12 protein-coding genes are annotated in these 14495 nt (G+C 61.2%); 7 read left to right on the forward strand and 5 right to left on the reverse strand.

The genetic code is table 11. The features are described 5' to 3' along the window. Position 1 precedes the first annotated feature (1 nt). The 7 genes from IPK09_04130 (at position 2) to mutT (ending at position 9097) form a co-directional block, all read left to right on the forward strand. Entirely contained in the window at positions 2 to 808 is an 807-nt protein-coding gene (locus IPK09_04130; GenBank protein MBK7982804.1) for a cell division protein FtsQ/DivIB, read from the forward strand. A gap of 20 nt (positions 809 to 828) precedes the next feature. After that, positions 829 to 2061 (forward strand): cell division protein FtsA, encoded by a 1233-nt coding sequence (gene ftsA / locus IPK09_04135; protein MBK7982805.1) that lies wholly within the window; start codon positions 829 to 831, stop codon positions 2059 to 2061. 67 nt (positions 2062 to 2128) lie between these two features. Further along, positions 2129 to 3301 carry a cell division protein FtsZ gene (gene ftsZ / locus IPK09_04140; GenBank protein ID MBK7982806.1) on the forward strand — a complete coding sequence of 391 codons (1173 nt, stop codon included), beginning with the start codon at positions 2129 to 2131 and terminating at the stop codon, positions 3299 to 3301. Positions 3302 to 3618: 317 nt separating this feature from the next. Then, the gene (locus tag IPK09_04145) at positions 3619 to 4533 is read left to right on the forward strand and encodes a UDP-3-O-acyl-N-acetylglucosamine deacetylase (GenBank protein ID MBK7982807.1); all 915 of its coding nucleotides are present in this window, start codon (positions 3619 to 3621) and stop codon (positions 4531 to 4533) included. 189 nt (positions 4534 to 4722) lie between these two features. Further along, on the forward strand, positions 4723 to 7446 hold the full coding sequence (gene secA / locus IPK09_04150) for a preprotein translocase subunit SecA (GenBank protein MBK7982808.1): 2724 nt from the start codon (positions 4723 to 4725) through the stop codon (positions 7444 to 7446). An 11-nt stretch (positions 7447 to 7457) separates the two neighbouring features. Then, on the forward strand, positions 7458 to 8648 hold the full coding sequence (gene argJ / locus IPK09_04155; GenBank protein MBK7982809.1) for a bifunctional glutamate N-acetyltransferase/amino-acid acetyltransferase ArgJ: 1191 nt from the start codon (positions 7458 to 7460) through the stop codon (positions 8646 to 8648). A gap of 20 nt (positions 8649 to 8668) precedes the next feature. Further along, the gene (gene mutT / locus IPK09_04160; GenBank protein ID MBK7982810.1) at positions 8669 to 9097 is read left to right on the forward strand and encodes an 8-oxo-dGTP diphosphatase MutT; all 429 of its coding nucleotides are present in this window, start codon (positions 8669 to 8671) and stop codon (positions 9095 to 9097) included. On the opposite strand, the gene zapD is transcribed toward mutT, so the two are convergent. The 5 genes from zapD to pilB all read right to left on the reverse strand — a co-directional run bounded on the left by zapD (position 9049) and on the right by pilB (position 14393). Continuing rightward, complete coding sequence (zapD, locus tag IPK09_04165) at positions 9049 to 9819, reverse strand: cell division protein ZapD (protein ID MBK7982811.1); 771 nt, start codon at positions 9817 to 9819, stop codon at positions 9049 to 9051. The genes mutT and zapD overlap by 49 nt on opposite strands. Before the next feature lie 95 nt (positions 9820 to 9914). Beyond that, positions 9915 to 10520 carry a dephospho-CoA kinase gene (locus IPK09_04170; protein MBK7982812.1) on the reverse strand — a complete coding sequence of 202 codons (606 nt, stop codon included), beginning with the start codon at positions 10518 to 10520 and terminating at the stop codon, positions 9915 to 9917. Positions 10521 to 10522: 2 nt separating this feature from the next. Continuing rightward, complete coding sequence (locus IPK09_04175) at positions 10523 to 11401, reverse strand: prepilin peptidase (GenBank protein ID MBK7982813.1); 879 nt, start codon at positions 11399 to 11401, stop codon at positions 10523 to 10525. A gap of 17 nt (positions 11402 to 11418) precedes the next feature. After that, entirely contained in the window at positions 11419 to 12660 is a 1242-nt protein-coding gene (locus IPK09_04180) for a type II secretion system F family protein (GenBank protein MBK7982814.1), read from the reverse strand. Positions 12661 to 12665: 5 nt separating this feature from the next. Beyond that, complete coding sequence (gene pilB / locus IPK09_04185) at positions 12666 to 14393, reverse strand: type IV-A pilus assembly ATPase PilB (GenBank protein MBK7982815.1); 1728 nt, start codon at positions 14391 to 14393, stop codon at positions 12666 to 12668. Between the last annotated feature and the right edge of the window lie 102 nt (positions 14394 to 14495).

A 14495-nucleotide genomic window follows, 5' to 3' on the forward strand; every position in this document is an offset into this window, starting at 1 on the left:
CGTGCGGTTCGGACAAAAACGCCGCCGCCGGGGCGCGACCTCGCTGAAACGCGAGCCTGCGGACACTCGCGGCCAGTGGAAAGCGGTGTGGGGACCGCCGCTGCGCTGGCTGGGGGTGGCGCTGGTGTTCGCGGCGGTCGGCTACGGCTTGCAAACCGGCAGCCAGAAACTGCGCGAACCGGGCGCTTTTCCATTGCGGCAGGTGCGCGTCGACGGTGAGTTGCGCAACTTGGTCGAGGCGGATTTCAACGCCGTTGCCAGCACGTATGTGGGCCAGAATTTTTTTGTGGCCAACCTGGATGATTTGAATGCGGCGCTGGTGGTCAACCCGTGGATCGAAGACGTTTCGGTGCGGCGCGGGTGGCCGGACACGGTGGAAATCAAGCTGCGCGAGCGAATTGCCTTCGGCTATTGGGGGCAGCGCGAGATGGTGGATGTCAACGGCGTTCGGTTCCGACCGACCGTGGTGCGCCAACCAGGCCCTTGGCCGAAGCTTTCCGGCCCGGACGGCCATGAAAAAATGTTGATCGAGACGTATCGGGCCGCGCGCGCCTTGCTCGATCCGCTGGGGCTGAAGTTGGTGCGGCTGGTGCAGGACGAGCGGCGGGCGTGGTGGCTGACCTTCGAAAACGGCCTTGAGGTGTATGTGGGACGCGAGCAATTCGAGCAGCGGCTCCAACGCTTGGCGCGCGTTTACCCGCGCTTGTTGGCTGCCCAGATCGACCGGATTGCGATAGTGGATTTGCGCTATGTCAACGGGTTCGCCGTGCGCTGGAAAGCGGATCGTGCGGTCCCGACGGCGGGTTAAGCGGCGGCAACGGAGCGGTGATGTCCAAAAAAGAAGAGAAAAATTTGATCGTCGGACTCGATATCGGCACCTCGAAAGTGGTGGCTATCGTCGGTGAGGTGAGCCCCGACAACACCATCGAGGTGGTCGGCATCGGTTCTTATCCGTCGCGAGGGCTGAAGAAGGGCGTGGTGGTCAACATCGAATCCACCGTGCAGTCGATCCAGCGCGCGGTTGAGGCGGCCGAGCAAATGGCCGACTGCCGGATCGATTCGGTATATACCGGCATTTCCGGCAGCCACATTCGGGGCTTCAATTCCAACGGGGTTACCGCGATCAAGAATCAGGAGGTGACCGCCGAGGATGTGGAGCGGGTGATGGAAGCCGCGCGGGTGGTGGCGATTCCGGCGGATCAGAAAATCCTCCACATCTTGCCCCAGGAATTCATCATCGACAACCAGGAAGGGATTCAAGATCCGGTCGGCATGTCCGGCGTGCGGCTGGAAGCACGGGTCCACATCGTCACCGGCGCGGTCAGCGCCGCGCAAAACATCGTCAAATGCGTGCAGCGCTGCGGCTTGGAAGTCGACGACATCATCTTGCAGCAACTCGCGTCCAGCCGGGCGGTGCTGGCCCAGGATGAAAAAGAGCTGGGCGTTTGCTTGGTGGATATCGGCGGCGGCACCACCGATCTGGCAGTGTTCACCCACGGCGCGATCAGCCATACCACCGTCATCCCCATCGCCGGCGATCAGGTGACCAACGACATCGCCGTGGCCTTTCGCACGCCGGCGCAGGCGGCCGAGGAGATCAAGCTCAAACACGCCTGCTGCCTGCGGCAACTGGCGCGCCAAGACGAACGGATCGACGTGACCAGCGTCGGCGACCGCGCGCCGCGCTCGCTCTCGCGCCATGCGCTGGCCGAGGTGGTGGAGCCGCGCTACGAGGAATTTTTCGAACTGGTGCAAGCGGAGCTCCAGCGCAGCGGTTTTGAGAATTTGATCGCGGCCGGCGTGGTGCTGACCGGCGGCAGCTCCAAGATGGACGGCGTGGTGGAACTGGCCGAAGACATCTTACACCTGCCGGTGCGGCTGGGGTTTCCCCAGGACGTGGTGGGCTTGCCGGACGTGGTGCGCAATCCGGTCTACGCCACCGCGGTGGGCTTGTTGTTGTTTGGTAACGAAAACCGGCCGATCAGGCCGAGTCCGATATCGCGCGCGGGCCGCAAGGGGTTGTGGGCGCGGATGAAGAGTTGGTTTCAGGGGAATTTTTAGGGTTTGCGGGTGTTTTGGATCGGGGATCAATCAGGTTTGCCAATCATCAATTGGAGGAGAAGCCATTATGTTTGAGCTGATGGATGCAAAGACGGAAAACGCAGTGATCAAGGTCATCGGTGTGGGTGGCGGCGGCAGCAACGCCGTTCAGCACATGCTGAGCGCCAGCGTCGAGGGGGTCGATTTCATTTGCGCCAACACCGACGCCCAAGCGCTCAAGACCTGTACGGTGCCCATCACCTTGCAGATGGGGGCCAACATCACCAAGGGCTTGGGGGCGGGGGCCAACCCCGATGTCGGCCGGCAAGCCGCCCAGGAGGATTGCGAGCGCATCCGGGAGGTGTTGCAGGGCGCCGACATGGTGTTCATCACCGCCGGCATGGGCGGCGGCACCGGGACCGGGGCCACGCCGGTGGTGGCGCAGCTCGCCAAGGAAATGGGCATTCTGACCGTGGCGGTGGTCACCCGGCCGTTTCCGTTCGAGGGCAAGAAGCGGATGGAAGTGGCGATGCGCGGCATCCGGGAACTCGGCGAAACCGTGGATTCGCTGATCACCATTCCCAACGAGAAGCTACTGACCGTGTTGGGCAAGGGCGCCAGCTTGCTGGATGCCTTCAAGGCCGCCAACGATGTGTTGCTGGGAGCCGTGCAAGGCATCGCCGAACTGATCACCCGGCCGGGCTTGATCAATGTCGATTTTGCCGATGTACGCACCGTGATGGCGGAAATGGGCATGGCGATGATGGGGACCGGTCGGGCGGTCGGCGACGGGCGGGCTCGCGAAGCCGCCGAAGCGGCCATCGCCAGCCCGCTGTTGGAAAACGTCAATTTGTCCGGTGCCAAGGGTTTGCTGGTCAACATCACCTCGGGCATGGATCTGACTATCGGCGAGTTCGAGGAAGTCGGCAACACCATCAAGGAGCTGGCCTCCGACGACGCCACCGTGGTGGTGGGTACGGCGATCGATCCCGAAATGCACAATGAACTGCGCGTCACCATCGTGGCGACCGGGATCGGGCAGGGCGTTCCGGCCAAGCAGGCCGGAGTCAAGGAAAAGGAGGCCGCGACGCCGCCCTTCAAGCTGCTGCGCCAGCAAGGCGATGTCAGCGAGCCGCACTTTCGCGGCGATCGGTCCAGCGTCCGACAGAAAGCGGTCGGCGACGGCTTGAGCGAGCGGGAGCGAGCCGACGAACTGGAGTATTTGGATATCCCGGCCTTTTTGCGCCGTCAAGCGGACTGAGAAGCCCGCCGGTTGTGTGAAATATGTCGGTCGGACGACCGGAGTTTTGAAAGGGCTGTTGCCGCTCGTTCCGAACTCCGGTCGCGTTGAGCGCTGGCGCTAAAGGTTTCTCAACTTAACAACACCGTTAGTTGCAATTGGGAAACAAAAGTTGCGGATTAACGACGGACTGTGGTATCTTGATCGCGACGCCTGAAGCTGAGAAATGGCTACCGCCCGGTCGAAGGGCTGGCCGGTCCGGGGAAATGTGGTAGCGCATTGACGCGGCGCTCCAAGGCACCATGCTCCAGTTCAATCGACGTGTTGGGAGACCTGACATGATTAGGCAACGAACCTTGAAAAATGCCATTCGGGCGACCGGCGTCGGCCTGCATACTGGCGATAAGGTCTATTTGACGTTGCGGCCGGCGGCGCCTGACGCTGGCATCGTGTTCCGGCGGGTTGACTTGCCGGAGCCGGTCGAAATCAAGGCGTGCCCGCAGAACGTCGGGGACACCCAACTGTCCACGTCGCTGGTCAAGGGCAAAACGCGCATCTCCACGGTCGAGCACTTGCTGTCGGCCTTCGCGGGGCTGGGCATCGATAACGCTTATGTGGACGTGAGCGCCGCCGAGGTGCCAATCATGGACGGCAGCGCCGGGCCGTTCGTCTTTTTGATTCAGTCGGCGGGTATCGAGGAGCAGCACGCGCCCAAGCGCTTCATTCGCATCAAGCGCCCAGTCATGGCCGAAGAGGGCGACAAGTGGGCGCGTTTCGATCCGTTCGACGGTTTCAAAGTGGAATTCACCATCGCCTTCGACCATCCGCTGTTCAAGGGGCGCAACCAACATGCGGCGGTGGATTTTTCGACCACCTCTTTCGTCAAGGAAGTCAGCCGGGCGCGCACCTTCGGTTTCATGCGCGATCTCGAATACCTGCGGGAGCGTCGGCTAGCCTTGGGCGGCACCCTCGACAACGCCATCGTGGTGGACGATTATCGAATCCTCAACGAAGACGGGCTGCGTTACGATGACGAATTCGTCAAGCACAAGATTCTGGACGCCATCGGCGATCTCTACTTACTGGGCCGCAGTCTGATCGGCGCCTTTAACGGTTATAAATCCGGTCACGCCCTCAACAACCGGCTGCTGAGCACCCTGCTGGCCGACCGGAGCGCTTGGGAGGAAGTGACCTTCAGCGACGAGCGACAAGTGCCGATTTCCTACCTGCAACCGGCTCAGGCGACCCGCTGAGAACGTTTTGAGTTAAAATTCATCCATTCGTCTGGACTGTCAGAGCGGCTTTCCGGCCCTCAACCGGAAAGCCGTTTTTATTTTTAGGGCCGGCTTTCAAGGCCGCGCCTCGGGCAAAAATCCCGCTGCTGAGGTATGATTTCGCCCGTTTATTCGAGTTTATTCGAGCGACGAAGGAAAGGCTCCCGATTGATGAACATTCTGAAAACCTTGTTTGGTAGCCGTAACGACCGTGTGCTGCGCCCCATGCGCAAGGTGGCGGATCGGATCAACGCGCTGGAACCCGCCATCGCGGCGTTGAGCGACGCGCAGTTGCGCGCCAAGACCGACGAATTCAAGGGCCGGTTGGCCCAGGGTGAAAAACTCGATGCCTTGTTGCCCGAGGCCTTCGCCGTGGTGCGGGAAGCGAGCAAGCGCACCCTGGAAATGCGGCATTTCGACGTGCAGTTGATCGGCGGCATGGTGTTGCACGAAGGCAAGATTTCCGAAATGCGCACCGGCGAGGGCAAGACGCTGGTGGCGACGCTGCCGGTCTATCTCAACGCCCTGACCGGCAAGGGCGTGCACGTGGTCACGGTCAACGATTATCTGGCCCGGCGCGACTCCGAGTGGATGGGGCAAATCTACACCTTCCTGGGCATGAGCGTCGGGGTGGTGGTGGCCGGGATGGACCCCGAGGAAAAGCGGGCCGCTTACGGAGCCGATATCACCTACGGCACCAACAACGAATACGGCTTCGACTACCTGCGCGACAACATGGCGTTCGGGCTGGAGCAAAAGGTGCAGCGGCCACTGCATTATGCCCTGGTCGATGAGGTAGATTCGATCCTGATCGACGAGGCGCGCACGCCCTTGATCATTTCCGGGCCGGCCGAGGAAAGTTCCGACTTGTACCGCCGGGTCGATGAGATCATCCCGAAATTGACGCGCCAGCAAGAGCAGGAGGGACCGGGTGATTACTGGGTCGACGAAAAGGCCAAACAAGTCTATCTGACTGAGGACGGCCACCAGAAAGTCGAGGATCTGCTGGTGGAAAACGGGCTGTTGCACGGCAACGAAAGCTTGTACGACGCCGCCAACCTCGGTGTGTTTCACCATCTCAACGCCTGTTTGCGAGCGCACTCCCTGTTTCACAAGGACGTGGAATACATCGTGCGCGGTGGCGAGGTCATCATCGTCGATGAATTCACCGGGCGCACCATGCCCGGCCGGCGCTGGTCGGACGGCCTGCATCAGGCCATCGAAGCCAAGGAGCGGGTGCCGATTCAGGCCGAGAATCAGACGTTGGCCTCGATTACCTTCCAAAATTACTTCCGCCTGTACCAAAAGCTGGCGGGCATGACCGGCACCGCCGATACCGAAGCGTTCGAATTCCAGCAAATTTACGGGCTGGAAGTGGTGGTGGTGCCCACCCATCTGCCGATGATCCGCAAGGACATGGGCGATCTGGTGTTTCTGACCCAGCAGGAGAAATACGAGGCGGTGCTGGCGGACATTCGCGACTGCCGCCAGCGCGGCCAGCCGACCTTGGTTGGCACCACTTCGATCGAAGTGTCGGAATTGCTCGCCGAGCTGCTGGATAAAGAGAAGATTGCCCATCAAGTGCTGAACGCCAAACAGCACGAGCGCGAGGCCGAAATCATCGCCCAAGCCGGCCAACCCGGCACCGTCACCATCGCCACCAACATGGCCGGTCGCGGCACCGACATCGTGCTCGGCGGCAACCTGCAAGCCGAGTTGAAGGCCATGGGAACCGAGGTCGCCGAAACCGCCTTGGAAGAGGCGAAGCGGAACTGGCAGACGCGCCACGAGCGGGTGGTGGCCGCCGGCGGCTTGCACGTGATCGGCACCGAACGCCACGAGTCGCGCCGCATCGACAACCAGCTGCGCGGCCGTTCTGGCCGGCAGGGCGATCCGGGTTCCAGCCGCTTCTATCTGGCGCTGGAGGATAACTTATTACGCATCTTCGCCTCCGACCGGGTGGCGGGGTTGATGCAAAAATTAGGGATGGAGAAAGGCGAGGCCATCGAGCATCCCTGGGTGACCAAGGCCATCGAAAACGCCCAGCGCAAGGTCGAGGCCCACAACTTCGATATCCGCAAGAATTTGCTCGAATTCGACGATGTCGCCAACGACCAGCGCAAGGTGATGTACGCTTGGCGCAACGAGCTGATGGAAGCCCAGGACGTGTCGGAGACGCTCGCCAACATGCGCGCCGACGTGCTCAAACAAGCGATCGACACCTACATCCCGCCGCAGAGCCTGGAAGAGCAATGGAACGTTGAAGGTCTGGAGGAAGCCCTGGCTAAGGAATTTGGCTTGACGTTGCCGGTTAAAAGCTGGTTGGAAGCCGATAGCAATTTGCATGAAGAACCGCTGCGCGAGCGCATCCATGCCGAGCTGGAAAAGAGTTATGCCGGCAAGGAAAGCCTGGTCGGCGCGCCGTGGATGCGCCAGTTCGAGAAGGCGGTTCTGCTGCAAGTGCTCGACGCCCATTGGCGCGAGCATCTGGCCGCCATGGACTATTTGCGCCAAGGCATTCACCTGCGCGGTTACGCCCAGAAGAATCCCAAGCAGGAATACAAGCGCGAAGCGTTCGAGATGTTTCAGGCGCTGGTCCAACGCATCCATCAAGAAGCGGTCGGGTTCATGGTGCGCGCCGAGTTTCAGACCGAGCCGGAACCGATTCCCGCGCCGCGCCAGCCCGCGCCTTCAAGCTTGCACTTCGAACATGCCGAAGTCTCGGCATTGGCCGAGGGCGAGCCGGAGCCGGAAGGCGGCGCGGGTGACGAGACCCGCTCGGCGGAACCGCATATCCCGTTCGTGCGCGAAGGCCGCAAGGTCGGCCGCAACGAACCGTGTCCGTGCGGATCGGGCAAGAAATACAAGCATTGTCACGGCCAATTGGACTAGGGGGAGGCTCCATGGAACCCCTTGCCGTCGCCGGTATCCGGCTGGGCAGCACTTGCGCGGGCATCAAGTACCCTGACCGCCGCGATCTGGTGGTGATCGAAGCCGCCGCCGGCACGCAGGCGGCCGCCGCGTTCACTCAAAATGCGTTTTGCGCCGCGCCGGTCACGGTCGCGCGGGCGCATCTGGCCGCCGCTTCTCCCCGTTATTTGCTGGTCAACACCGGCAACGCCAACGCCGGCACCGGCCAGCAGGGTTTGGCGGATGCCGAGGCGAGCTGTCGGGCCTTGGCCGAACAAACCGGTTGTCGTCCGATGGAGGTGCTGCCTTTTTCGACCGGTGTCATCGGCGAACCCTTGCCGCTGGCTCGTCTGCTCGCGGGCTTGCCGGCGGCGCTAGCGACCTTGCGGCCGGAGGGTTGGCGCGATGCCGCGCAGGGCATCATGACCACCGACACCCGGCCTAAATGGGCAACGCGACGCGCGGTGCTGGGCGGACACGAGGTCACCGTGACCGGAATCGCCAAGGGGGCGGGGATGATCCGACCGGATATGGCGACCCTGTTGGCCTTCATCGCCACCGATGCCGCCGCGGACAGGGCGCTGTTGCAGCAAGTCTTGATTGCCGCGGTCGCCGATTCGTTCAACGCGATCACGGTGGATGGCGATACCTCCACCAACGATGCGTGCGTGCTGCTGGCGACCGGGCAAGCGGGGGTGACCGTACCCGGCGCAGGGGCCGAGCGCGATCAATTCGCCGCCATGATCCGCGAGGTCTGCATCGAACTGGCGCAAGCGATCATCCGCGACGGCGAGGGCGCCACCAAATTCATCACCGTGGCGGTCGAGGGGGGCCGTGATACGGCCGAGTGCCGGCAGGTCGCCTATACCATCGCCCATTCGCCGCTGATCAAAACGGCGTTTTTCGCTTCCGATCCCAATTGGGGCCGAATTTTGGCGGCGGTGGGTAGAGCGGGTTTGGCGGATTTGCGGTTGGAGCAGGTCGCCATTCATCTTGACGAAGCGTGCATCGTCCGCGACGGCGGCCGCGCTCCGGCCTATACCGAGCAGCAGGGCCAGCAGGTCATGCAGCGATCCGAGATCACGATTCGGGTCGAACTCGGGCGCGGTAGGGCCGCCGCGCGAATTTGGACCACCGATCTGTCGTTCGATTACGTTCGCATCAATGCGGAGTATCGGACGTGAACGAATCCGCCGCGCCGGTCGTGCGGGTGGCGGTGGGCATCATCCGCGATTCCGCTGGGGCGGTGCTGATCGCCCGGCGTCCCGATCGAGCCCATCAAGGCGGATTATGGGAATTTCCCGGCGGTAAGATGGAAGGCTCTGAAACGGCGGAGGCCGCGCTCCGGCGCGAGCTGCGTGAAGAACTCGGCATCGACGTACAAAGCGCCGAGCCTTGGTTGCAAGTCCGCCATGCCTATACCGACAAAACCGTCCTGCTCGATGTCTGGCGGGTGACGGCTTATCGAGGTGAGCCGCACGGCCGGGAAGGGCAGCCGCTACTTTGGGTCCGTCCGACGGATATGGAGACCTTGGCCTTTCCCGCCGCCGATGCGCCGATCGTCGCGCGCTTGGTCGAACGCGATCAAATCGCGCAGCAAGCGAGCTCGAAGGCGACGTCGGCCGTGTTCTGAACCGCCCGCACGTTAGGATCGGGCTGATCCAAGAAGCGGATCGTGAAGCGGTGTTTGCCGCCGCTGATTTCGGGAAAGCACGGCCTGCCAGCCGGTATGAAGACCCGAATCAGTTGGTGCGGAGCCCCGCTGTCGAGGGTGCGTTGGAAAAAGCCTTGTACGGCGATTTCCGGTTTCGGCGTGGCGCTGTCGCGGATGAGGCGAAGGGTCAGGGTGATGGCCGCCCGCATGGGATCGAAGGGAGTCAACCATCCGCGCAAGTGGCGCACTCGCGCCGAATGGTCTGATGCCAACCAATGATGGAGAGCGGGTACGTCAAATTGGCAAGAGCCGCCCGGTACGTGGCTGCGGGCGCGCGCGACGCTGAGAAAGTCAGTTTGGCGGATCGCTTCCTGCATTTGATGGTCTTGACAGTGAATCTGCTTGATGGCCCCGCCGATTTCCACCAGCACGCGGTCGAGCGTGGCGGTGTCGACCTCGGACATTTGCCGCAAGCGACCCAAGGTCATGACATGCCTGTCCAGTTCCTTGAGCAACTCCCGCTTGAATTCGTTGCGGCCGCTCAGAGCGAGAATGTCGAACAAACCTTGTAGCGCCACGCGCGTATCCCAGGCCGAAGGGCTGCCGATGGCATGGTCCACTTGCTGAAACAGATATTCCAATCGCAGCAGCGCGCGAACGCGCTCGTTAAGCGGTTGTTCGTAGCATACGGTTTGGGACACGGCATAACTCGCAAGCACGACGGTCTTTAGGCAACCCACTGGAAAGCGTGTGATGGATCGGTCACCGCTGCCGACGTGGGCCTGTCATGACTGCTTCACGCGGCTCGGGTCGAAGCCAGCGCCAGATAACGTTCGTGTAAGGCGGCGATTTGATGGTTTAACGCGTCGAAATCGCCCGTGTTCTCCAAAACGTCATCCGCTAGAGCCAGCCGCCGGTCGCGACGGACTTGCGCGGCTAGGATGCGGCGGGCCTGTTCCTCGGAAATCTCGTCACGCCGCATGACCCGGCGAATTTGCTCGATTTCAGATACATCCACCACCAGAACGCGATCCACCAATTCCCTCATTCCGGTTTCCACCAGCAAGGGAATCACCACCAGACAGTAGGGCGTGGCCAGAGCGGCGACCCGCGCTTGCATGGCCGCCCGGATGCGGGGATGCAGGATCGCTTCCAGTTGGCGGCGGCTTGCGGGATCGGCAAAAACCCGCTCGCGCAGGTGATCGCGGCGCAGCTGGCCCTGTTCGTCCAGACAGGCCGGTCCGAAAGCCTTCGCGATTTCCGCCAGCGCCGGCTGACCGGGTTCGACCAGTTCGCGAGCCAGTTGGTCGGTATCGATAACGGGGACGCCATAATGCCCGAACCGGTCGCTGACGGCCGTCTTGCCGCTGCCGATACCACCCGTCAAGCCGACCACCAACACGCTCAAACTCCCAGCCAGTGCAGGTAAGCCCGATTGATCGTTTCACCCCAGAGCAAGGCGATCCACCCGGCGGCCGCCAAAAATGGCCCAAACGGCATGGGAACCTGTCGGTCCCGACCTCGGAACAGGATCAACGCCAAGCCGAAAACCGCGCCCACCAGCGAGGATAGAATGATGGTGGTGACGAGATATTCCCAACCCGTCCAGGCCCCGAGCGCCGCGAGCAACTTGAAATCGCCATGCCCCATGCCTTCCTTGCCGGTCAACAGGCGAAAAACCTGATAGACGGACCAGAGCGACAAGTAACCGGCCATAGCACCCACCACCGCACTGGGCAAGGGCGCGAACAACCCGAACAACGCCGCAAGCAAACCAAGCCACAGCAGGGGTAAAACCAGATCGTCCGGCAAGAGCTGGTGCCGGAAATCGATAGCGCTGGCCGCCAGCAGAATCCAGGTGAAGGCCAGCGCCGCCGCCGCCGGCCAACCGAAGCCGAACTTCCAGGCGACGATGCCGGCCAAAAAGCCGCTCAGGGCTTCCACCAACGGATATTGCAGGCTGATCGCGGCCCGACAATGCGCGCAACGGCCACCTTGCCGGAGATAGCTGAACAGCGGAATGTTTTCCACGGCCGTGATCAAATGGCCGCATTGCGGGCATTGCGAACGTGGTCCCCACAAACTCAAGGCCGGTTTTCCGGAAGCCGGCTCCGGTTCCGACTGCCCGAACAGCTCCGCGCATTGTGCTCGCCATTGCCGCTCCATCATCAACGGCAAGCGGTGGATCACGACGTTGAGAAAGCTGCCGACCATCAACCCCAGCAGGACAGCCAGAATGATCCATAAAACCTGAGAGGCGGCCAGAAACTCTAAAAGGGCCATCGTGTGGGTGGCTGCCGTCAGACCGCCGAAGCCAGCTTGAAGATCGGCAGATACATGGCGATGATCAGCGTGCCGACCACGCCGGCCAGGAAAGCCATCAGCATCGGCTCGATCAGGGTGGTCAACGTGTCCACTTTTTGGTCGACCTCCGCTTCGTACCAATCCGCCACCTTGGCCAGCATGTCACCGAGCGAACCGGCTTCCTCGCCGATCGCCACCATTTGAATCACCATGTCGGGGAACAGGCTGCTTTGGCGCATCGCAAAATTCAATTGCTGGCCGATGGAAACCGCCTCGCGCATTTCCAGAACGGCTTTTTCATAGACGTAGTTGCCGGTGGCGCCGGCCACGCTCACCATGGCGTCCACCAGCGGCACGCCGCCGCTGAACAGCGTGGATAAGGTGCGGGCGAAGCGAGCGTTGGCTGAGGTGGCGATCAGATCGCCGATCAGCGGCAGTTGCAGGACCATGCGGTCCAGCCATTTTCTGAAAGCCTCCGAACGCTTGTGGGCTTGAATGAAGGCCACGATGGCGAGGACCGGTGCGCCCAATATTAAATACCAATACGCTTGAAAGGCTTGGGAGAGCTGGATGACGAACCGCGTCAGCGCCGGCAGTTCGGCGCCGAAACCCTTGAACAAGTCCTCGAAAGTTGGAATGACGAAAATCAGTAGGATCGCGGTCACCACGAAAGCGAACACCAAGACGATGGCCGGGTAAGTGAGCGCTTTCTTGACCTTGGCTTTGAGGGCCTCGGATTTTTCGAGATAAGTCGCGATCTTGTCCAGCAAGACTTCGAGCACGCCCGCTTCTTCGCCGGCGTGCACCAGGCTGCAATACAGATCGTTGAAATACAAATGGTGCTTGCTCAGCGCCTTGGAGAGTGAGGTTCCGCTTTCCACATCCGTTTTGATGTGCAAGATCAACTCCTTGACCTTGGTTTTTTTGTTGCTGTTGCCGACCATGTCCAAGGCTTGCACCACGGCGATACCGGAACCCAGCATGGTGCAAAGCTGGCGGGTAAACATCATGATGTCTTTTGAGTTGATATTGTTGCCGGCGGTGAACAGCGGCTTGGATTTCTTGCGCACCCGCAACGGGAGGATGCCTTGCCGGCGCAGCTCGGCCTTGATCAAGCTTTGGTTAGCTGCCCGCAGCTCGCCCTTGACGCGGGCGCCTCGTTTGTCGGTTCCTTCCCACTTGAACGTGGGTTCTTCAGGCTTCGCCTTGACTTTCGCTAAATTAGGTTGTTTGGCCACGACCGCTAATCCGTTGTTACCCGATTGATTTCTTCTAGACTGGTAAGTCCCATGCGCACTTTGTTGAGGCCCGACTGGCGCAAGTCGTTAATGCCTTCTTTACGCGCCTGTACGGCAATCTGTAGGGCGTTGCCGCTTTCCATGATGATGCGGCCGGTCTCCTCGGAAATCGGCAGCACCTCGTAAACGCCGACCCGTCCCTTGTAGCCGTGGTTGCACTGGTCGCACCCGGCGGCCTTGAAGATCTCCAGTTCGTTCAATTCAGCCTCGCGGAAGCCCTGATTGATCAGTTCCTCCGCTGGAATCTTGGTTTCTTCCTTGCAGTGCTGGCACAGCCGGCGCGCCAACCGCTGGGCGATGATCAGCGTCACGCTGGAGGCGATGTTGTAAGGCGCGACGCCCATGTTCATCAACCGGCTGAGGGTTTGTGGCGCGCTGTTGGTGTGCAGGGTGGAAAGCACCATGTGGCCAGTTTGGGCGGCCTTGATGGCGATTTCCGCAGTTTCCAGATCGCGGATCTCACCGACCATGATGATGTCGGGGTCTTGGCGCAGAAAGGAGCGCAGGGCATTGGCGAAGGTCATCCCGACCTTGGGGTTGACGTTGACCTGATTGATGCCGGCCAGATTGATTTCCACCGGGTCTTCGGCGGTGGAGATGTTGACGGCGGCGGTATTGAGGATATTGAGCGCGGTATAAAGCGACACCGTTTTACCGCTGCCGGTGGGGCCGGTGACCAGGACCATGCCTTGAGGCTTGTGGATGGCGTGCAGGAACAGCTCCTTCTGATGGTCTTCGTAGCCGAGCGCTTCGATGCCCATTTGCGCGCTGGAAGGGTCGAGCAGGCGCATGACGACCTTTTCACCCCACAAGGTCGGCAAGGTGTTGACGCGAAAGTCGATGGCGCGCTGCTTGGTCAGATAGAGCTTGATGCGCCCGTCCTGCGGCACCCGCCGCTCCGCGATATCGAGCTGAGCCATGATCTTGAGACGGGCGGCCATGCGCGGCGCCATGGCGACCGGGGGTTTGTAGATTTCGTCCAGAATGCCGTCTTGGCGTAACCGGACCCGATAGATTTTTTCGTACGGTTCGAAGTGGATGTCGGACGCGCCGCGGTTGATGGCTTGCAGGATGACTTGATTGATGAACCGCACGACCGGGGCATCGTCGGTGTCCGATTGAGAGAGCGTTTCGACTTTCGCCTCAATGTCGGCCTCGCCGCCGAAATTCAGATCGCCGATCTCGCCGTCGGTTAAAGTCGCTGACCGCGAATCGATCACCGTATCCAGCGCCTTGGCCAACTGGAGCTGGCTGACGATGATCGGTTCGATGTCGAGGCGCGTCTGAAACTTGATGTCTTCCAAGACCCGTTGGTTGGTGGGGTCGCTCAACCCCACGAACAAGCGTCGGCCCCGTTTGTGCAACGGTAGGGCGTGATGGCGGCGGAGCAATTTTTCATCGACCAGCCGGATGACGGCCGAGTCGATATCCAGGGCGTCGATGTCGAACAGCGGAAGGTTGAAGCTGCGGGCGGCGGTGCGGGCAATGTCCTTATCGCGGGCCAGCTTGTTTTCCACCAAGTACGCCACGAAGGGGATGTTTTCCTTGCGCGACTGTTCGAACGCCTTGAGGGCGGTGGCTTCATCCAGCAGGTGATTTTGGACGAGCTGCCGCGCTAACCCGATCAACTGAACGTTGGGTTGCGAGACAGCATTGCTTGGGTTGGTGGCCATAAGCTATTTGAACGGCGATACCCAGAAAACGGATTGATGGTCTTTCAGAAACATGTATCTGAGGTAAAACTTTAGACCATGCGACAGGCCTTGGAAAGGGGT

The organism is Candidatus Competibacteraceae bacterium (genome assembly GCA_016713505.1).
Taxonomy (GTDB): domain Bacteria; phylum Pseudomonadota; class Gammaproteobacteria; order Competibacterales; family Competibacteraceae; genus Competibacter_A.

Coding starts and splice junctions, on each gene's coding strand:
- ftsA (MBK7982805.1), top strand. CDS start 829: ATGTCCAAAAAAGAAGAGAAAAATTTGATCGTCGGACTCGATATCGGC.
- ftsZ (MBK7982806.1), top strand. CDS start 2,129: ATGTTTGAGCTGATGGATGCAAAGACGGAAAACGCAGTGATCAAGGTC.
- IPK09_04145 (MBK7982807.1), top strand. CDS start 3,619: ATGATTAGGCAACGAACCTTGAAAAATGCCATTCGGGCGACCGGCGTC.
- argJ (MBK7982809.1), top strand. CDS start 7,458: ATGGAACCCCTTGCCGTCGCCGGTATCCGGCTGGGCAGCACTTGCGCG.
- IPK09_04175 (MBK7982813.1), bottom strand. CDS start 11,401: ATGGCCCTTTTAGAGTTTCTGGCCGCCTCTCAGGTTTTATGGATCATT.
- pilB (MBK7982815.1), bottom strand. CDS start 14,393: ATGGCCACCAACCCAAGCAATGCTGTCTCGCAACCCAACGTTCAGTTG.